General features: G+C 63.3%; 19 protein-coding genes. 2 read left to right on the forward strand and 17 right to left on the reverse strand.

The annotated features are described in order from the left end of the window. Nucleotides 1-81 precede the first annotated feature (81 nt). From ACSBPU_RS16365 to pilL2, 7 genes are read right to left on the reverse strand one after another with little or no spacing between them, the layout of a single operon-like run. Complete coding sequence (locus ACSBPU_RS16365; protein WP_012112330.1) at nt 82-831, reverse strand: TIGR03747 family integrating conjugative element membrane protein; 750 nt, start codon at nt 829-831, stop codon at nt 82-84. Then, nucleotides 828-3,029, reverse strand: coding sequence for a type IV conjugative transfer system coupling protein TraD (gene traD, locus ACSBPU_RS16370; RefSeq protein ID WP_012112329.1), 2,202 nt, complete (start codon nt 3,027-3,029; stop codon nt 828-830). The genes ACSBPU_RS16365 and traD overlap by 4 nt, the downstream gene beginning before the upstream one ends. A 4-nt stretch (nt 3,030-3,033) precedes the next feature. Continuing rightward, nucleotides 3,034-3,582 carry an integrating conjugative element protein gene (locus tag ACSBPU_RS16375; RefSeq protein ID WP_012112328.1) on the reverse strand — a complete coding sequence of 183 codons (549 nt, stop codon included), beginning with the start codon at nt 3,580-3,582 and terminating at the stop codon, nt 3,034-3,036. After that, entirely contained in the window at nt 3,579-4,169 is a 591-nt protein-coding gene (locus tag ACSBPU_RS16380) for a transglycosylase SLT domain-containing protein (RefSeq protein WP_012112327.1), read from the reverse strand. The genes ACSBPU_RS16375 and ACSBPU_RS16380 overlap by 4 nt, the downstream gene beginning before the upstream one ends. After that, a complete protein-coding gene (locus ACSBPU_RS16385; protein WP_012112326.1) occupies nt 4,151-4,876 on the reverse strand; it encodes a TIGR03759 family integrating conjugative element protein in 726 nt (241 codons plus the stop codon). Before ACSBPU_RS16385 ends, ACSBPU_RS16380 begins: the two co-directional genes overlap by 19 nt. Before the next feature lie 14 nt (nt 4,877-4,890). Continuing rightward, nucleotides 4,891-5,541: a hypothetical protein gene (locus ACSBPU_RS16390; RefSeq protein WP_012112325.1), complete on the reverse strand. Its 651-nt coding sequence runs from the start codon at nt 5,539-5,541 to the stop codon at nt 4,891-4,893. Continuing rightward, complete coding sequence (pilL2, locus tag ACSBPU_RS16395) at nt 5,538-6,137, reverse strand: PFGI-1 class ICE element type IV pilus protein PilL2 (RefSeq protein ID WP_041536874.1); 600 nt, start codon at nt 6,135-6,137, stop codon at nt 5,538-5,540. The genes ACSBPU_RS16390 and pilL2 overlap by 4 nt, the downstream gene beginning before the upstream one ends. A 224-nt stretch (nt 6,138-6,361) precedes the next feature. On the opposite strand from pilL2, the gene ACSBPU_RS16400 reads away from it, so the two are divergent. Both ACSBPU_RS16400 and ACSBPU_RS16405 read left to right on the forward strand, forming a co-directional pair. Continuing rightward, nucleotides 6,362-8,146, forward strand: a complete 1,785-nt coding sequence (locus tag ACSBPU_RS16400; protein WP_012112323.1) for an ATP-dependent nuclease — start codon at nt 6,362-6,364, stop codon at nt 8,144-8,146. Further along, a complete protein-coding gene (locus ACSBPU_RS16405) occupies nt 8,133-9,947 on the forward strand; it encodes an ATP-dependent helicase (protein ID WP_012112322.1) in 1,815 nt (604 codons plus the stop codon). Before ACSBPU_RS16400 ends, ACSBPU_RS16405 begins: the two co-directional genes overlap by 14 nt. A gap of 68 nt (nt 9,948-10,015) precedes the next feature. Here the strand turns inward: ACSBPU_RS16405 and ACSBPU_RS16410 are convergent, their stop codons facing one another. The 10 genes from ACSBPU_RS16410 to ACSBPU_RS16455 all read right to left on the reverse strand — a co-directional run bounded on the left by ACSBPU_RS16410 (nt 10,016) and on the right by ACSBPU_RS16455 (nt 19,464). After that, on the reverse strand, nt 10,016-10,795 hold the full coding sequence (locus tag ACSBPU_RS16410; protein ID WP_012112321.1) for a competence protein CoiA: 780 nt from the start codon (nt 10,793-10,795) through the stop codon (nt 10,016-10,018). Between the two features lie 140 nt (nt 10,796-10,935). Beyond that, nucleotides 10,936-13,215, reverse strand: a complete 2,280-nt coding sequence (locus ACSBPU_RS16415) for a helicase-related protein (RefSeq protein WP_012112320.1) — start codon at nt 13,213-13,215, stop codon at nt 10,936-10,938. A gap of 103 nt (nt 13,216-13,318) precedes the next feature. Beyond that, entirely contained in the window at nt 13,319-14,428 is a 1,110-nt protein-coding gene (locus ACSBPU_RS16420; RefSeq protein WP_012112319.1) for a DUF6094 domain-containing protein, read from the reverse strand. A gap of 64 nt (nt 14,429-14,492) precedes the next feature. Then, a complete protein-coding gene (locus ACSBPU_RS16425; protein ID WP_012112318.1) occupies nt 14,493-15,143 on the reverse strand; it encodes a hypothetical protein in 651 nt (216 codons plus the stop codon). A 104-nt stretch (nt 15,144-15,247) separates the two neighbouring features. Further along, nucleotides 15,248-15,589, reverse strand: a complete 342-nt coding sequence (locus ACSBPU_RS16430) for a hypothetical protein (protein WP_006226014.1) — start codon at nt 15,587-15,589, stop codon at nt 15,248-15,250. Between the two features lie 102 nt (nt 15,590-15,691). After that, nucleotides 15,692-16,018 carry a hypothetical protein gene (locus ACSBPU_RS16435; protein WP_006226013.1) on the reverse strand — a complete coding sequence of 109 codons (327 nt, stop codon included), beginning with the start codon at nt 16,016-16,018 and terminating at the stop codon, nt 15,692-15,694. 94 nt (nt 16,019-16,112) lie between these two features. Further along, nucleotides 16,113-16,802: a DUF3275 family protein gene (locus ACSBPU_RS16440; RefSeq protein ID WP_006226012.1), complete on the reverse strand. Its 690-nt coding sequence runs from the start codon at nt 16,800-16,802 to the stop codon at nt 16,113-16,115. A 58-nt stretch (nt 16,803-16,860) separates the two neighbouring features. After that, nucleotides 16,861-17,790, reverse strand: a complete 930-nt coding sequence (locus ACSBPU_RS16445; protein WP_006226011.1) for a DUF3577 domain-containing protein — start codon at nt 17,788-17,790, stop codon at nt 16,861-16,863. A 366-nt stretch (nt 17,791-18,156) separates the two neighbouring features. Beyond that, nucleotides 18,157-18,510, reverse strand: coding sequence for a DUF3085 domain-containing protein (locus ACSBPU_RS16450; protein ID WP_006226010.1), 354 nt, complete (start codon nt 18,508-18,510; stop codon nt 18,157-18,159). 141 nt (nt 18,511-18,651) lie between these two features. Then, nucleotides 18,652-19,464: a hypothetical protein gene (locus tag ACSBPU_RS16455; RefSeq protein WP_006226009.1), complete on the reverse strand. Its 813-nt coding sequence runs from the start codon at nt 19,462-19,464 to the stop codon at nt 18,652-18,654. Nucleotides 19,465-19,740 lie beyond the last annotated feature (276 nt).

Consider the following 19,740-nt stretch of genomic DNA (forward strand, 5'->3'; position numbering starts at 1 on the left):
ATCAGCAATGGCTCGATCGTGGAGATCAGGGCGACTTCAGGCCGCAAACAATAGGAACTCGCGGGCGACCGGATTGATGGTCTAGAGATACTTTTTGAAGCTGCCGGCGGTCAGGCTCACGGCCAAGCCCAGCAAGGCGGCACTCGGCAGGAGGATCAGCAGCGGATGCACCGAGATCGGCAGTGCCAGGTAGGTGATCCACGGCAGCACGGCCAGCGGCATCAGGCTGGCTTTCGCACGATGGTAGATGAAGCCCGATTCACGCCCGGCGCCAAATCGACGCACGTCACGCCGAACCAAGCCGTCGATCAGCCCGACGAATGCCGCCGTGAAGATCAAGGGCAGCGTGAGCGCCAGAACCAACAGCCGCACAAGAAAGGTCAACGTCGTGAACGCGGCGGCAATCAGGTAGCTCTCGGCCCAGACATAGACCTGGCTGATGAAGTACCGAAAGTTCCGCGTCTGTCCCTGGCTGGGCGTGCGGGCGCGCTCAGCGGTCTGACTCATGCGTTCCAGCAGCCCCGAGCGCACGAACACCCATTCGTAGCCGGTATCCACCAGCTCGTGCGCCGTGCGCCCCGGCTCCTGCACGACCACGCTGCGCGTGAAGTGATTGGACAGGTGCCCCAGTTCGTACTGCAACATCTGCTGAGAATGGCGCCAGCCCTGTTCCTTCCAGAACAGGTGCATGCCGACGCACTCCACCACGATGGAGAACAGCAGCGAGCCGATCAGCACCCCGAGCAGCCGGAACGGCAAGGTGATGGTGCCGACGATCAGACCTTGGCGCTGGTTCTGCTCCCGCTGCGCGGTCGAGGCGGCATCTTTCATGGCGAGGCCTCGTTTTCGGCGCTGTCGTCGGCGCCGGTGGCCGCCGCGGCAGACTCGACCGGCTTGGCCAGCTCGGCGTCATCGAGCAGATCGTCGGGCAAGGCCGCATCCTGTAAGGCTGGGGAACTGGTGAACTCCCACCATTGGGTGGCATCGGTGTAGCTCTGGCGCATGTAGCCCGCCAGTTGTTGCAGATCCTGCGGCATGGCCTCATCGGGGTCCGGCGCCGGCAGTGGCATCCTGATTTTCCAGAGTTGGCCGCCCTGCAGCAGCGCGAAGCACTGCCCCTTGGGCAGGCCGACGATGTGGGAGGGCTCGATCATTGGCACGCTGGACATGCTGATACGGTCCTGCGTGTTGCTGGTGAAATCCGTCGCGCCGCGGATGTCCGAACTGTCGGTCGCACCGGAGACGATGGTGGTCGTATAGACCTCGACCTTCGGCAATTGCCGGGTCAGCAGTTCGGCGGTGGCCGTCTCCCGGACCCTGAGCATGAACAGGTTGTTGAAGTTGCCGATCACCTGGCCGGCTTTCGCGCGGTTGCCAATGCGGGCTTCAATGTCCGAGAGCGTCTGCGTGTACGCAGTAACTTGCAGGCCGGCGCCGCCACCCTTGTTGATGAGCGGTATGAACTCGTCGCCCATCAACTCATTGAATTCGTCCGCGTGCACGTTGATCGGCACGCGTGTGCCTGCCGATGCACCGGGTAAGCCATCATCGATCCCGTGCTTGTAGATGTGCCCTGCGACGGATACTAGATCCGAGAACATGGAATTGCCGACCGCTGCGGCGACTTCAGCGTCCGAGAGCGCATCCAGGCCCACATAGACCACGGCGCGCTTTCTGATGACTTGCATCCAATCGAAGATCGGGCGCGGATCGGCCAGGTCGGAGTAGTTCGGGGCCAGGAGCTGGGCGATCTTGCCGCTGGTGAGCTTCTCCAGCAGCGGCAGCAACGATGCGACGATCTTGTCGAAGTACGTCTTGTCGTAGCGGACTGCAGAGCGCAGGCCGTCGAGTACCGGGTCGTAGTTGCGCGCCTGGGAAAGGTACTGCTCCAGCGCCACCACGCGCTTCTCGCGCCCGATCATGTTGCGCGGGATGTTCTTCTCATTGAGCTTGGCCTCGATCTGGACGATCACCTCCCAGGCCTTGGGCTCGGTCTTGGCGAAGAAGTGCTGGGCGTACTCGATGAACAGCGCGTCGATGTTGATGACGTGCCGCTGGATCAGCATGTAGTCCGGGCGCTGCCCCAGTTCCACCAAGGCGCGGGCGATGATGTTGACGAAGCGCCATGCGAACTCGCGGAATGCCGCGCTGTTGCCTTCGCCGGAGAGCTGTCCCGCGATGCGTGTCGCCACTTCCGAGATCCGACCGAAGCGACCCACCGCGTTGTAGCGGGCGCTGATTTCCGGCCAGCCCAAATGGAAGATGTAGAACTCACCCTCGCGGCCCACGCGCTTGGCCTCGACGTACATGCGCTTCAGGAGGTCGGCATCGCCCTTGGGGTCGATGACGATGACGACCTCATGCTCGCCGGATGCGTTCTTGCGCCGGATGTCCTGCGTCACGAACAACTCGGCCAGCCGGGTCTTGCCCACGCGGGTGGTGCCCAAGACCAGCGAATGCCCGACGCGCTCGCCCAGCGGCAGGCTGACGTCCACCTCCTCCGGCTCGATGCCGTGCAATCGCGGCAGGCCCCCCACGGGCGGCAACGGCCGAACGGGGTTGAAAGGCACATCCCAGCCTGTGAGCCTCGGCAGGCGTGAAAGCGGAAACGGCGCGAACTCCAACCGTTCTTCCAGACGCCGCGCCAGCCGATAAGCGGGTGTCGGCTCAACGTAGCGGCGAAACTCCGGCCGGTACGTCTGCATCAGCCGATGGGTGTGCTTCTGCTCCCAGAGAAAGCCCCGACCGATGAAGAGCCGCTGCTGGCTGACCGGCACGTCGCGGCTGGTCATCACGTACCGCGGCAGGCGGCGGATGTTGCGCCGATAGCACAGGATCACGCGGGCATCGCGGTAGCGGATGGCACCGTAGGCGCCGAACGCCAGCGCGCTGCCGACGCCCATGCCGGGGCTCAGTGCGAGCGACCACGGGGCCACCAGGGACAGAAACGCGGCACCTGCACACGCTGCGACGGTATATAGCTCCACCGCAGGGCGAAGCAGAACCTCAACCGGCTGTTTGCCCGACATGGCTTCATTGCTCGATGCCGGTGGCCGTGATCAGCGCCGGGTAGTGCCTCAAGCCCAGACGCTCAGCCAGGTCATCGCCCGCCACGGGTGCCAGTGGCACGCCGGGCGCCAGTGCGCGCAGCCGCGCCAAGGTTTGTGCGGTCTCGACATTGACCACCAGGCCGACCGCGCCGCGCTCGTGCAAGGAGCCCGCATGGCGCTGCAGCCAGTCCCGGGAAGCCTTGTCGTCGCCAATGACCACGAACGGCCGCAGGCCCGGTGCCTCGATCACCCGTCGCGCGACGGTGCCGGGCGTGAGCTTGGCGCTGCGCACCGGCAGCATCGCAGCCTCATCCGCGGGTGTCGCGGGAACCTGCGGCATCGGGATGGGCGACCGCGCTGCACCGTTGTCCCGCGGCTGGAGGTTGAGTGCTTCGTAGTACGGCAGCGCCGATGCACCGCCACGGTCCTCGACCACGATCAGCGGCACGCCGGCACGCGAGGCCAGCGGCAGGATCGTCAGCAGCATGAGCAGGCCCTTGAACGTGAGATGGGCCAGATGGGATTTCGTCATGGGGAGGTCTCCTGGCGCGCGGCGGACGCCGCAGTGGTTGAGCGCGCACCCTGCACGCGGGCGAGGTGGCGGGATACGCTGCGCCGGTAGCGGGCGGCCGGCTCACCACCCGCGGGGCGGTGGTAACGGCCGACCGCCACCAGCCAGTCCTCACCGGGGGTGTGCTGTTCTTTCAGAATCTCGGCGGCGATGGCGAGGTTGCGGTACGGGTCAAGCAGGTCGCACGCGGTGCTGTAGCGCTGCTGGTGGTAGCCGAGGTTGATCTGCCCAAGGCCCGCGTCGATGCGCGTATGAGGCGTCGAGCGCATCGCCCGCTGCAAACCCGCGCAGGCGTCGGCTCGGGTCGTGTAGCGGCGCGACTGGCCGGCGACGTTGAGGGACCAAGGCCACGGGACGATGCGCCCGTTGCGTCGGATACCGCTCTCTTGCAGGGCCACGGCGTAGAGCACCGTCGAAGGGATGCCCGCGCGCTGGGCGGCAAGCTGGTAGGCCGGCGGCGGAACCTCCTGGGCATAGACGGTGCTGACGTACAGGCCAGCAGCGACCACCAGTGCGCGCAGCGGCGCCGTCAGGGTTGGCGCTGCCATTGGCCGTTCACCTCGCGTACGACCGCTGGTAAGTCGCCGGGCAGGCCCAGCGACAGCCAGCGGCCGCCGTCGTGGTTGAGCGTGATGCTGCCGCTGCGCACGCGGGCCGGATCGATTTGCGCGCGCTTGGCCCAATCACGGATGCGTGCATCGTCCTGGCGGCTGCCGACCATGTACAGGTCGAACTCGGTACCCGAGGATTGCAGGCGCTGCACGAGCTGTCCGCAGGCCGCGCAGCCGTCCTTGACGAACACCGCCATGCGGCCGCTGCCGCGCACTGCGCCGGCGCTGGGCTTATCGTCAGGCAGGTTCACCCGTTGCATGCCGGGGTTTAAGCGCTGCCAGGCTTCGTCGTAGGCACGTTGATAGGCAAGCAGCTTCTCGACGCGGCGCGCTTCGATTTGCACCTGCAGTTCTGCGTAGCGCCGCCGTTCCTCGTCGGTGCGGGCCTCAATACCCAAGGCGGACAGCGGGTCCAGGTTGGGCGAGTAGATGCCTAGCGGCCCGTCCATCAACTCGCGATAGCGCGTCCATTCCTGCGGTTGCAGGCCCCAGTCGCTTGCTACCTTGTCATCTGGGGTTCGGGCGACCAGCGGACGCTCCTGGCTCTGCGCATTGCGGGCCGGGGCGGTGGCCGGCTGCTGCGCCCAGGCGGGCAACTGGGCGGATGCCAGCAGGAGCGCGAAAAGGATGATCGACGGCTGCATGTCGTGTGCTCCGGTCAGGGAATCGCCACGCGACGGGTCCGATCGCCGGCCAGGAACACGGCGGTGTTGCCCTCGACAGCCCGCAAGCGCCACGGGCCGAGCGCATCACCTGGCAGCAGCACCTGAAGCTGGTCGGGCGTGGAGTCCGCGCTGCTCGGCGCGACGGACACGCTGCGCTGGCCAGCGCGCAATTCGGCGCCGACGACACGGAACGGCAGCGACGGCGGTTCGGGCTTGGCAACGGCCTTGCCCGATGTGCGCCGCCGGGCGGGTGCTGCGGCGCGCGGAACAGGCGCAGCGGTCTGGCGCGCCTTGATCTGCTCGACCTCCGCGCGCAGCGCCTGGAGGTCGTCGGCAGCGGCATAGCCGCTCAGCGTTTTCTCAACTTGGGCAGCGCGTGCTTCCAGGACTTGGCGGGTGTCTTTGAGGTCTGCCGCCGTTGCGACGGCCGGACGCTGCTGGATGGCCTCGATGGTCTCGGCCAGGCCCGTCGCCTGCGCTTCCAGGCGTTGCAGGCGGGAATCGAGCCGCTCCTGGTCGGCTTGGTCGTTCATGGTCTGGTAGCCCAAAGCTACGAAGACGCTGAGGCCGATCAGCCACAGCCACAGAAGGCTCTGCACCACCACGGCGGCGGCCGAGCGCCGGGCAGACCGCGGGGCGTTCATAGCTGGCCTCCCGAAACCGAAGGCTCCACCGGGAACGTCTGCACCGCGTCGGCGGCGGATGGCTCGGATGCAGGTTCGATAGCCGCGCTGTCGGCGGGCCGTTCGAAGCAAATCTGTCGTGCGCGATCATCCGCGTGCAGTTCCCAAGCCGGGCCAGCCAGTGTGAGCAGCGCATCGCGTAAGGTCATGGGGCCGAGGTGCAGGTGCGCCGCCGGCAGCGGCAGGGCATACAGCTCGGTCACCGCGTGCGCCGTCTGGCACAGGCCGTAACCACTGCGCTTGAGCACATGCCGCAGCCCATCGCCGACGGTGGCGCGGGCATCTTCGGGCATGGACACGTCGATGGTCTGCAACAGCAGGTCCCGCTGTGCAGCCGGGGGTGCTAGCTCGACTAGCGTGTAGCGACCGTAACGCACAACGGGGATGTACTCGGGCGTCTCGGGTTCGGGTGCGGCCGAGACTTCCTCGATGACATCAGGCGCGGGTGGCGCAGTCGTCGTCGCGCAACCGCCAGCCAGCACCGACCAGAGCAGGCCGAGGACTCCCGCCAGCAGGCGGCGTTCGGGATGGTGAAACCAAGGTGGAGTTGGGCACATAAGCTCGGCGTCCTGAAACATCGAGCCCTCACCATCGCCGCTTAGGCCGGGAGCAGCAGCAAACAATGCGGACCACGCTGCGTCCGATTTACCGGCAGCGGTCTAGTCGAACAAAATCGGCCTCGAGGGGGGGCTGTAACGGAAAAGCTCGGTCGTGGTCGGCGGATGGAGGCCGGCCGCATGACTGCTACAATTTGTTAAAACACCAATGGATGGGGACGTAAATGAGGGTTTCTCGGGTCAGGTTGATCAATTTCGCCAATTTCTCGGATGTTGATGTCGAGACGGGGGAAAGCATCGTCATCGTTGGAGAGAACAAGGTTGGCAAGAGCAATTTCATTCGCGGCCTGCAGTTGATCCTTGATCCAGGTTTGTCTGAACGCGATCGACAACTGGGGCTTGAGTATTTCTGGGACGGACTTGGCGAAGACAAGGTTGGTGCGACCATTGAGGTCTCTGTGGATCTAACGGACTTCACAAACGATCCCCGGTTGATGGCCCACCTCAACGACTGCGTGATTAATCCTGGCCCTCCTATGGTGGCCCGACTCACCTATCGCTTCCAGCCTAAAGCGGGACTGGGGCGCGCCCCAGAATCGTTGAAAGACTATGAGTACATAATCTTCGGTGGTAACGATCCCGATATGCTCATTGGTGGCGCACTTCGCCGAATGTTGCCAATAGATGTTCAGGTAGCGCTGCGCGACGCTGAAAAGGACCTTGCGAGCTGGCGTAATTCGCCATTGAGACCGCTCATTGAGGATCTCGCAGCATCCCTGGATGATGACGCCCGCGAGGAGATCCAGAATCAGGTCGATGAAGCACAGCGAGAGCTGGCCGGTCATGAGGAAGTGGTCGCGACAGCGGAACGAATCAGCGAACGGTTGATCGCCATCGCCGGTGGGCAGCATGCCGTCCCGGTATCGCTCGGACTTGCACCTACGCGAGTCGATGCGTTGCTGCGTAGCCTTCGGCTGCTCATCGACAACGGTGTTCGCGGTGTCGGCGATGCCAGCCTAGGAACGGCAAATCTGATCTTCCTGGCCTTGAAGAGCCTCGAACTCGACCGCTTCGTCTCCGAGGGGGAGCGCGACCACACATTCTTCGTCGTCGAGGAGCCCGAAGCGCACCTGCATCCGCATGTCCAGCGTCTTGTCTATCGCTACTTCCTCGGCACAAGAGCTGAAGATGAGGACGAAGCCCCTCCGCTGACGACAATTCTCACTACTCACTCACCGCATATCGCAAGCGTTGCACCGATTAGGTCCATCGTTCTCCTGCGCCATAACGCAGCGGACGGAAAAACCATCGCGGTTTCAACCGCAAACGCACCTTTCACACAGAGGGATGAAGACGACCTCCAGCGCTACATCGACGTCACTCGCGGAGAAATATTCTTTTCCCGGGGAGTGATTCTGGTTGAAGGGGACGCTGAGCGCTTCATCATCCCCGCGTTCGCCGAGGCCCTCGGGATTCCTTTCGACATACTTGGAATCACTGTGTGCTCGGTCGGGGGGACGAACTTCACTCCTTATGTGAAGCTTTTGGGCCCTAAAGGGCTAAATATTCCACATGTAATTTTGACAGATCGCGACCCGGTCAATGGCAAACCTCCACTGGCCCACAGGCGATTAATTAATCTCTTGAACGAGGTCGATGAAGAATATGGCTACGATGACCTGGATATAGATGATGTGCTCAAGTACGCCGCGGAGTTTGGATACTTCGTCAACGAGAGCACGCTGGAATCCGACCTATTCGCTGCCGGAATGGCCGAGGCGATGAAGGCGGTAATCGAGCAGGAGTTGCCGCTGAGGCAAGTCACCCGGGACGCATTACAAGAGTGGGTGGCTGATCCGGATCAGGTCGATGAAGACCGGCTGCTGAAGTTGATTGAACGGATTGGCAAGGGGAGATTTGCACAGGCACTTGCGCCGTCGGTGTCTGAGGGCGTTTGCCCGGCCTACATTCGCTCTGCGCTGGAGCATATCCGCGATGCCGTCGCGTAACGTCGGTACAGCCTACCTGGCTCAGGCTGCCGAGTTGGCTGGAAATCCAGGGCAGTTGGCAGCTTACAACTCTCAAGGACATTGTGTGGTACTCGCCGGTCCCGGGAGCGGTAAGACCAAGACGCTCGTCCTAAAGCTCGCCCGAATCCTGGCCGAAGACGTCGAGTCCCCTCGTGGCGTTGCGTGCATCACGTACAGTCAGGAGTGCGCTCGCGAACTCGTTCGCCGAATTGAAAGCTTGGGACTTCAGCAGGCACCTAATCTTTTCATTGGTACAGTCCATGGGTTCTGTCTGCGTCATCTCTTGATGCCGTATGGACGCTTGGCCGGCCTGCCCATATCCTTCCCGCTTTCGGTGGCCACTCAACGAGTCAGTGATCGGTTGTTGAAGCAAACTGGAGACGCAATTTTCGGGCAGAACCATCCGTACAAGGTCATTGACCTCGGGCGGCATCGCCGTTCCGTGCTCAATCGAAATAGCGTCGCTTGGCGTAGCGAGGAGGAGCTCGCTGCGTGGGCCGAGGCCTACGAGGCCGCTCTGCGCGACGAGGGGCTGATTGACTACGATGACATGGTCGTCTTCGGCCAGCGTTTGATCGCCGAGCACGACTGGGTACTACCTCTGGTTCAGGCAAAATTCCCCGTGCTCGCGGTGGATGAGTACCAGGATTTAGGCGTGGCACTGCATCGCATCGTCAAACGCCTTGCCTTCGACGGGGGTGTCCGACTTTTCGCGGTCGGTGATGCGGATCAGTCGATCTATGGATTCACGGGCGCTGACGGCGCGTTGCTCATGGAGCTGGCCGCACGCGGAGACATCGAGCCTGTTAGGCTCCAACTGAATTATCGCTCTGGCACAGGGATCGTGACGGCGTCGGAGATGGCGCTCGGAGAAGTCCGGGGCTATCAAGCGAGCGATCCAGCTCGACAAGCGACCATTGAATTCGTCCTGCGGCCAGGTGGTATGGCCGATCAAGCCGCGCACGTTGTCGCGCAAATTATTCCGGCAGCATTGGCTTCTAAGCCGGGACGAACACTGGGTGATATCGCAATCTTGTACAAAGACTACCGCGCAGGCGATATCGTCTCCGAAGCTGTGACCGCCGGCGGTTTAGATTACATCCGCGTGGACACTGCGGCGCCTTACCGCAAGGTTTCCCTGACGAGCTGGGTGGAAGATTGTGCGGCGTGGTGCGCGGGCGGCTGGCGTGTCGGACGCCCACAATTGCGCGGACTGATCGACCGCTATCTCGCATTTCATCGAGCGAGCTTGGACGATGCACAAGCTAGGCGCGAGGGACAAGAGCTAACCGCTTTGCTATGGGCGTTACGCTCCGACCAGCAACCTGCGCGTGATTTTGTCGCTTCGCTGCGTAGCGGCATCGTTGACCGTCTGTTGGCTGCTGAATTGGCGCTTGCCGATCAGAAGGAACAACTCGATCGCATGACGGCAGCGCTCGCCGAAGGCGGCGCACTGGCTACGCTGGACATGACGAGTTTGGGCGGTAGGGACGGTTCGCCTGATCATCTAAATCTGCTGACACTCCACTCCGCAAAAGGGTGCGAGTACGATGTGGTCATCATGGTCGGTCTCGACCTCGGAAATCTACCGTGGCGCAACGAGAGTCCAGAGAAGTTGCGAGAAAGCCGCCGGCTGTTCTACGTGGGTCTCACACGTGCGCGTGACGAGGTCCACATGTTGTATTCGGGGTTCGTTGAGGGGCGCTATGGCCCGATGCGCCTTGGGCGCTCGCCATTCTTAGATGAGCTAGAGGCTCGAATGCGTGCCACCGGCATTTGAGTACTGGCCATAGGAACTGAGGAGCCCGGGCGTTTCTTCGGCACATGACAAGGAGCACCACAGCCGAACTACGTGTTTGCCGCCACGCGCTTGGCTGCGGCGAGCTCGTGTGAGCGTTTGGCGGCGCTACTCATCGAGTCCAGGTTATTAATACACCAAAGACCGTCAATGCAGAGAAAGCGATTGCTTAGCACTGCCTCAAGCAGGTCTGGAAGGGTCGCAGTAAAGAATCCGGCACCTTTGATCGTGGGCACTGGCTCTAGCTCAAGCATCGCGACGGGTAGATCAGGAAGGCACGGGCCGAAGTGTCCGCCTGGCGGGAACTTACCCCCAAATTCGGTGCGCAAGCGCTCCTTGCCCATGCTCTTTGCGAGAGTGCTGTATCGCTCCTGCCCCAACAACCAAAGCGACTTGACGCCCTCGTCGCTGTACCGCCCTTGGCGTTTACGGTAGTCGCGGAGCGACTGATACGACCTTTGGATCTCGACGGCCAACCTAACACCATTGCGCTCACCCCAAACGTCAGCCTGCCAGCGGCCTGCGTCACCCGAACCCGGCATTTCAACCGAAGCGCGGCAACCCAAGTCTTCGAGCACGCTGCGCACAAGTATCTTGGCCGCCAGATGCCATTGGCTTTCTTCGGAAGTAGTGCACGCACCTCCTAGATGTGCGAAGAATGGGTAGCCATTAGCACTGACCTTGGGGACCGCTGGAGCGCTGCAGCAAGGCATCTGCAGATCACCAACGCGGTAATTCCGTTGCAACTCGTGCCACTGCACCTGAGACATACGCAGTGCATTGGCTACACCAGTGCCGTCTGCATATGCGGCTTCGATCACCATAGCCATAGTGCCTCCTTAGATTTCGATATTGTCCGATCAGTTTAGCCTTCCCGGCGTTGGAAACGGGGGCGGCGATCAAATCCTCCGAGCAGCAATTTCCTAGAAAAACCGCCGGCACCCCAAAAGGGATGCCGGCAGACAGAGGATCAGGCGGTTACCAGTTGCCGGGCCAGTGCAACCTCGACGGAATCACCATCCTGGTTCAGGACATCGAGCCCGGATTCGGGCACATCGCCCGAGGTGGACTGCGAGACCATGATCTTCTTGGCCATCAACTCAAGGCAGGTCATCTGCGAGGAGCCGGCGTAGCCGAGGTAGATCACGCGCACAGGCTGTTTCTGCCCGATGCGCCAGGAGCGGCGTGCCGCCTGTTGGAGCGAGTACACGTTGTAGCCCGACTGCATGAACACGATCGTCGGAAACTCCAACAGGTCCAATCCCGTCTTGACGAGTTCGGGGTTGGTGATGAGCACGTCGATGCCACGGTCCAACTGCTCGGCGATCCAGTCCTCGCGGCGGCTGGCATCCACGCTTGCGCGCAGTACCGCCACTTTGAAGCCTTCCTGCTCCAGCAGCACCTTCAGGCGCGACGTGGTGTCGCGCGTGCCGGTATAGACCGTATAGGCCAGAACCTTGCGGCCCTGCGCCTTCTCCTCTTTGCAGACGTCGATCAGCTCGCGCTCTTTCGGCGTCAGCTCGAACTCAGAGAACTGAGCCGGGACGAACGCCAAGGTGTTGCGCGTGCGCGGATGCACCACGGTCTCCGACCGGAAGCAGCAATCCGGCCAGGCCAGCAGCACGTTGAGGACCACGCCCAGCAAGGTCGTATCGCGTCGCGCCAGAGCCTGTTTCAGCTCCGCGGTGAGCCGACCCGCCAGATCGCGGTAGGCCGCGGCTTGCGCCGTGTCCATCGCGACTTCACGGAACTCCTCGTCATACGGCGGCAGGACGTTGCCGCCGATGTCCTTGAGCTTGAGAAAGATCGTGAACGGCAGGATGCAACGCAACACGCCCTTGGGGCCGAAGCCCGGAGCCTTGACCGTTCTGACACTGACTTTCGTGCCTTTCGCGGTCTTGTGCGCCGTGCCAGTGCTCTCGGAATAGATGTCCTTGAGGACACCGTGATCGCGCATGAACGCCATCGAGGCCGAGGTCATGCTGCCGCTCGTGGTCGGGCGGTAGCCGTCTTCGATCATTCGCCCGGGTAGGGCTCGGAACAGCAGGTAGAACAGGTCGTCGCCGTAGCCGCCCATCAGCGTGCCGGTCAGCAGCAAGGTCTTGCGAGCCTTCGCCGCCAACACGCCCATGGCCTGGCCCTGGGCGCTTCCGCCGTTCTTGTACTCGTGTGCCTCGTCGGCGATGAGCAGGTCGAACGTGCCTTGCGGTAGGTAGCGCTTGATGAACTCGGACGGCTGGTAGCCGCCCTCGCCGAAGCCGAACTCCATGTTGGCCATCGCACGTTCCATGCGCGTGGCCTGACGGTCGGAAAACACCAGCTCGCCGCTGCCATCCATGAGGTTGATGAACTCATGGATGTTGTCGCCCAGCATCGAGGCCAGGAAGCCATCACCGAACTTCTGCATCAGCCTCTGCGCGGTGACTTCCCCGATGGTCGGGATGCGCTTCAAGGCTTTGAGGACAGCCGAGGACTGGTCACTGCCGGACAGGCTTCTCGGACGGATCAGCGTCCACAAGGGCGCGGCGCAATGGCTGCACTTCCTGCGGTACTCCTCGGCTTCGAGTGCGATCGGGTTGACCGGCTCGCCGTCAAGGTCGGTGATGACAGTGCCGCAGTCCGGGCAGGCCGCCACGTCTCCGTGGCGGGTGCGCCGCCGGGTGAAGACAGGCTTCCAATGGAACCCCATCCGCATCCTGACGCGCCCCAGGACATAGAACTCCTGGCCCGTGGGCTGCACACCCAACTGCTCGCGCAGCCTGATAAGTTTGACGAGGGTATCCGGACCATTGAGGACCCAGACCTTGGCGCCCGTCACCGTCTCCTGGATCTCGCGTCGCCACTTGTAAACCAGGTGTGGCGGCGAAAGCACCAGGGTGCGGCGGTAGCCTTCGGCGTTGAGGACGGCGGCCGTGGCGATGCCGACGGTCGTCTTGCCGCACCCCATCTCGCCATTAACGATCGCGGCGCGTTCGCCACGATCGACCAGCAGCTCGGCGGCGGCATAGACGACTTCGGCCTGGGCCTCAAACAGCTTGCGTTTGAGGCTGGCGACGATGAGCTGGCGGTGCGCCTGTGGCTGGCCGGTATAGACCGGCGGGTTAGCCCGATTGAGAGAGTCCAGCAATTCGTCGCCGAACTCACCGACGAAATCCTGAAGGCTCAGGGTCAGAGGAGAAGGTGCCGCGTCGAGCAGTTCACCCTGCACGGGAGTGGCTTCTGCGGCAGTAGATTCAAGATCGAGGGACATAGTGATGCTCCGAAGAAAAATGGGGCATGCACCACCCCCACAGGGGCAATGGCATGCCCCGTGGTGGGAGAAGAAACGCCGAACCGTCGGCGGTGGAAAGAGGTCAGCGAATGGTCAACACCTCGCCCCGAGTTGGGGAGCCAGGCGTCATGTCCCACGCGCGGATGACGGGAACGAACTTGTCGGTGAAGATGCGGGTCTCGGCGATGGAGCCATCGTCGCGTTCGGTGAATTCCCGCTGGAGCGTCTTGTCCTTGTGGGTGTCCCCCTTGACGACAAGCACACGCCCGGTCTTGGAGCGCACCACGCCGGAGATCGCACCCGCGGCCAACGCCAGGGCAAGATGCCAGTGGGAAAGAGCACGCGCCGGTGGACGCAGCGACTGCTGCGCGGCCCCCAGGTGCGTGTCCAGCGACGGCCAGAGGCCTTGCAACCGGCCAACTTCGTCGGCGAACTGCTCGGGCTCCATCGTCACGCGAAAGAAATGCTCCGGCTCGGCCGGAGTGGCGGGGACGATGTACGGCAGGAACGGCCAATCGCTCGGCAGTTCCTCGGCTTCGACTTCGCCAAGCCCCACCTGCAGCAGCAGATTGCGCATGGCCTTGACGCCATCGAGGGCCTGCTCGCGCTGGCGTGCCCTGCGGCCGAAGATCACCACCTGCTTGAACTGCGTCTCCACCGCTCGGTAGATCCGCAAATCGGTGTAGTGGCGTGTCAGCCAGCCGACCAGCTCCGCGTCGAGCACGTAGCCGGGGACGATGAAGACCAGCACGCCGCCGTACTGCAGCAGCGACAGGGTGCGTTGGTAGAACAGCTTTTCGAGGCGGGCACGGCCCTGGCCTTGATAGCCGATGTTGCCATTGACATCCTTGGATAGGTCGCCATACGGCGGGTTGAGCCAGAGCAGTCCGAACGACTGCTTGGAGACCATTGTGTCCATCAGGTCCGCGTGCAGGCAATGATCGACGAGGCCGCGGGCATGGCGTGCCCGCTCCGCGTCGAACTCGACGGCGAACGCCTTGGTCTGCTCGCGCCCGAGGGCATGGGCGGCTTCGGCGACAGCCACGCCTTCGCCGGCGCAGGGATCGAGGATGCACATCGTCCCGTCGCTGGGCATCAGTGCGTTGAGGGCTCTTTCGAGCGTGGGTTCGTCGGTCGGGTAGTAACCGTTCTTGGCGAAATTGCGGGCGAGCCGCGGGAACATGCGGGCCATGGAAGTCTCCTGGTTGGCGGGAAGGAATGGCGGAAGCACGCCAAGGCGTGCCTCCGCGGGTGGATCAAGCCGCTACCGCTTTCGGCGTCCAAATCTTGGCCGGATAGGGATAGGCGGTGAGTGCGTCACTGCGGATCAGAGAGCCCAGCGCCAGGGTCAGCGCCGGCACGTCGATGGCGAGCCGATGGCCTTCCAACGGCCCAAGGGCGAACGGAAGGCGGGCCAGCATCTCGCGGGTCTGCAGCAGCTCCAGCACGGTTTCGCGCCAGTGGTCGAGTAGCGGCAACGGGCAGGTGTCGCGCACCAGCGTCCACAGGCGGTCAAGCCGGTGGGCGCTGTCGCGTGGCAGCAATGCCAGTGCGCTGGCGTTGGCCTTGTCGGGCTTGACGCAGCGCCGGTCGAACAGCCACACGTTGGAGAGGGAGCCGAACAGCGTGCGCCGGTAGGCCCGCGTGATGCGCTTCTCCAGATGATCGACGTTGCCGATGAACACCGGGACGCTGCCGCCCTGGTCGGTGAGGATGTGGAACTGGTCCAGTCCCTGCTCGTCGCGCCCGAGGGTCAGGCGGGCGAGGAACTGCTGGACGGCGGTGTCGCGCGCCCAGATGGACAGGAAGATCAGGCTGCCCTGGTCGTCGCCGACGCAGGCGTCGGCCATCAGGTCCGGGCATTCGTCGATGTGGAACAGCGTGGTGGATGAAGTGTGTGCGTGCATGGTGGTGTCCTCGATGAAATGAGGGGCAGCACCGCCCGCAGGGGCAGCGAATGCCCCGTTAGGGATGAAGGAATGCGGATAAGGTGTTCGATCCGCTTGGGCGTTCAGAACGTCTGTTCGGTGAACGAGCCGTCGGCCTGATGCTTGACTACACGGTTGCCAACGTTGCCCTCGCAGTCCTGTTGGACTTCGGTGAACATGCTTTCGGGCACGTCGATGTGGAAATGGCGCAGGACCACTCGGTAGTAGTCCAGGTAGTGGTTGAACGGGTCGCTCTCGTGCAGGTTGCTGTACAAGAAGTCGTCGCTCTCGACCTTCGCGGTATCGTCGATCAGCTCGGCCGGCTTTTCGATGAATAGGAAGAAGTAATTTGCCGGCCGGTCCCAGCCCAGTACGACGGTGATGGGAAAGCCCTTGTGAACGGTGTCGAAGTAGTGCCGACTCATGGTGATGTCCTCGGTGAATCGGAAACAGCACCGCCCCTGAGGCAGGTGCTGCCCCAAGGGGTGGAGAAAAGCCGCGCAAGCGGCGATGACGTGTGCCGGACCTCAATAGTCCGAATCGCAACCGGACGGGCAATAACCCAGTTCGATTCCGTGCGAGCAGTAGCCGTTTTCGGCGTTCCAGTCCTGGGTTTCCTGCCTTTCGGCCGGTGTGGCGTAGCCCCATTCCTGTGCGATCTGCAGCGCCTGTGCGCGTTGCTCTTCCGGCAATCGACTGGCTTGCGCGTCGATCTCCGAACTGAAAAGCGTGACCCAGTGGTCCCAGGACAGGCCACAACCACGCTGGGCGTGCTCGGCGGCTGTCTTGCAAACAGCTCGCCACGCGGGTTCACCCAGCGAAGAACGGGGTGTATCGCAATCGATGGTGGACATGATGGAGACCTCCAGAAGAAAGCCGGGGGCCTCCCCGCATAGGGAAAGAGCCCCGGCGGGTGGATGAAGAACACCGCGCATGCGGTGTCTGCGATCACGCAGGTTGCAGTTCGGCCTGGCGGCTCCACTCCTGCGTTTTGAAGTCCAGCGCGTAGCCCAGATCGCCCAGGCGGGCGATCTGCGCGCGCAGGGCGCGGCGGTCGATGGTCGAATCCAATTTCACGGAATCGCCCAGCGGCCAGAGCAAGCCGAACAAAGCAACGTCGCCCTCTTCGGTGCTGCCAGGGGCAGCCGCCGCAGCGGGCGTCGGTGCATCCACACCGAAGGGCGTGGTATCGACCAGCGGGTCCGCCGAGGCCTGCACGGGTGCGGGCTTGGCGGGTCTGGAGGCCTTGGCGGGCTTGGCCGGCGTTTCCGCAGGCTGCGTCCCCAGCTCTTCATCGAGTGGATCGACTTCCTGGGTGGCGAAGCTGCGGGCCTCATCACGACTCAGTTTGTCGATGCCGTTGAGCGTCATGCCGTCGAGGTTTGCGCGCACTTCAAACCGCGCGCCGCCCGCGACCGGATAGGACTTCGCGAAGATGTAGCGAATGACGAAATCCCCGTCGTACTTTCCTTCGGGGTACTGCTCCAACTCCGCGTCTTTAACCGCGAACTCGCCGATGGGGGTAGAAAGGCGCCCAACCGTGAACGGGCCGTTCTTGCCCCGGATGGTCCGCAACGTGAGCTGGCCCGGGACGACGATGGGTAGGGCTGATCTCGTAGGTGCCGATGTGGCTGCCATGATGGTTCTCCTTGGACGAATAGGAAAAAGGCAAGGCCCCGTGAGGGGCCGTGCCGGATCAGAACGAAGCAGCCAATGCCGGCTCCTGCTCCTCGACTGCACATTCGGGCTCGCGCTCGGCGGGCTCGGCAGATTGGTAGGAAACGGCGTCGGCGGCAGTGTCGATGGCGTTGGCGGCTTCGGACGCGGGTGCGTCCTCCGCTGGCGCTGCCTCGGCATGCGCCTGGCTCGTCGGATAGACCTGGGTGCCGTCGATCTTGATCAGACCGATGTGGACCAGCGTCGATTCCAGGCTTGCGGCCGGTTCCCCAGCGTGCTCGCCCTTGGTGCGGATGTACGGATCGATCTTCATGTCGTTCAGACGAAAGGCGATCAGCACCTTGCGATCCCCTTCGATGGCCTGCACGCATCGGCGAACCAGATGCTCGGCTTCAGGGGTGGCGACGATCGTGTCGAAGTACCGATATTCCGGTTCATCGACAGGTCCGGCCAGCGCGGCGATGGAGCACGACAGGAACGGGTCACCATCCTTGGGGGTGACGTCCTTCGGACGGTTGAGGTAGCCGATGCCACGGGTGATCAACTCGTGCTGCTCGATCGAAGCCAGTTCGGCCCGCTCGATCAGCTCGGCCTTGAGCAGTCGCGCCTTGAGGGATGCGGCGGCCTGGCCTTTCTGTTCGCCCTTGTCGCGGATGTAGGCATCGCCCCAGAGGTCGCCGAGGCGAAAGCGCACCAGCGGTCGCTGCTTGGAATCGTCAACGCCGATGTAGCGCTGAACGAGCTTCTTGGCCTCGGCACCCGAGACCTTGACGTCGAAGTAGCGGTAGCTCGGGTCCCTGGCGGGGCCGACCAGCGCGGCGATGGTGCAGGCCAGGAAGGGCTGCGCACGGCGGCCGCCCCTGACGGGCACCTCACGGACACGCTGGAGGTAGCCGATGCCCGAGGTGTGGAGGTCGAAATACGATTTCTCGTTGGAAGTGGTGTTCATGGTGAATCTCCATAGGGAAAAGCGGAGACACACCGAGCCCACGCATGCGGGGAAAGGTGCGTAACCCCGCGGTGGGTTGATAAGGCGAAAGCATCCGCCACCAGGGACTGGTGGCCGCTCGCGGATGGATGCGGTGCGAGCTGGCTCGGTCACGCAGTGGAAACTGCGCCGCAACCTCGAAGACCGATGGTTGCCTGGCATGTCGCTGACAGCGTCAGCAGGCATGGGGTCAGCATGGCCGGGCCTCGCGCGCGCGACAGCAATCAATTGGCATCCGCGCGTTTCCCTTTGTCCACGCAGCCCGGCTCAGCGCAAAAGAAAGCCCCCGGTGTGGGGGGCTGCGAGAGTCGAGTGGCGGTTGCCGCGCTATGCGGGAGGCACCACCTCCAGCGACAGATGTGTGGCGGTGGCCGACAGCATCAGGTCGTCTTCGGTGTGCAGGATGCGCGTGAATACGCCGTCCTTCGGGTCGAAGTACTCCCCGAAGTCGTCGCCGCCCAGTTCGGCGCGCGCCAGTTCCCACCAGTCGTCGAACGGGTCGGTATCCGGGTTGCAGCCGACGGCATAGGCCAGCAGCTTCACACGCCCATCCGGGCGGCGCTCTCCCTGCTCGGCGAGGAAGTACACGCCCTGGTCCTTGACCAGGATGACGCGGCATTGGCTGGCGATGGCCTCGGTCAGCACGGGGCGCAGGTCGGAGCCTTTGAATCGCAGTGACATGGTTGAAATCTCCTATGTGGAATAGAGAAAAGGCCCTCCATCCGCATGGATGGAGGGCCTGTGGGCACATGGCCCATGGGCGAAACTTCGTGGCGGGACCCACGGGTCAGCCGTAGAACCGGCAGGATTCAGTTTCCGGCGTCATGCCGGCACCGCCTGGCGCTGCCGGGTAGCCTTGGCGTCGATCACGCTCACATCGATCAGGCGCCAACGTCCGTCGTCGATGAGTCGCTCCAGCACTTCGCCGAGCATGTCGAAATACACCTCGTCATGCCGATCGACCAATTCGCCGTCGCGATGCAGCTCCACCACGTAGGTGTCGCCGCCTCGGTCGTACAGCACCGTCACCCGGCCCTCGAACTTCGCGGTCGAGACCGTGAAGCTGATCGCCGGAGGCGTCTCGATGATCTTGGACGGCGTCGGATCGACCCAGGTGAAATCCCGGGCACCCGCATCGACCAGCATGTGGGTGATGCGCCGGAAGCCATCGGGCGCCGGCATTTCCTCCAACTGCTGGATGAGCTGACCCAGCTCCATGCACTGCGGCTCGGGAATGGGCAGCTTGGCCGGCGCGGAGCCGAGGATGTGCGTCTTGACGGTGTAGGGAATGCCGTCGGACGTCATCTCGGTGCGCTCTTCCGGCGTGTCCGCCCGCAGCCCATCGAAACGGCGCCGTGCGTAGGGTTGGACATGCACCTTGGCGCCTTCGTCGGGGACGGTGGTCACCAGCTTGGAATCGAGCACAGCGAACTCGCTCGGCTTGAGCTTGACGACGATGGCATCGTCGGTGATGGCGACTACCTTCCCGTCGAAGGGCTGGGGGTCGACGGCGAAGCCCAATGTCGAAGATTGCGGCTGATCGTCGAACACGCGGTACTTGAACGACCGCACGTTGCGGGGCACGTGGCCTGCGACTAGCGAAGGCATCATGGATTTGATGAGGGAACGGTCCATGGGAATCTCCTTGAGGAAGAAACAAGGGATTCCCCGCCCGCAAGGGAGAGGTCCCTTGTGGGTGGTGTGGATGGACGCGGTACGTCCGTGGAAAACATCGACCAGCACGGCTTCCCGTGCTTGCAGCCTTGAAGGTCTTGGCTGCCTGGGCATGTGTCGGCAACGCCGACGAACATGGGGCAAGAATGGCCCGGGAGTAAGCGGCCCGCTTGCAGGAAACGGCACCCCATCGCACCCGCTTTCCAGCGCTGCGGGCGAGAAAAAGCCCCTCGAAAG

The sequence above is a fragment of the Parapusillimonas sp. JC17 genome, assembly GCF_052180245.1.
In the GTDB taxonomy this organism is placed as follows: domain Bacteria; phylum Pseudomonadota; class Gammaproteobacteria; order Burkholderiales; family Burkholderiaceae_B; genus Parapusillimonas.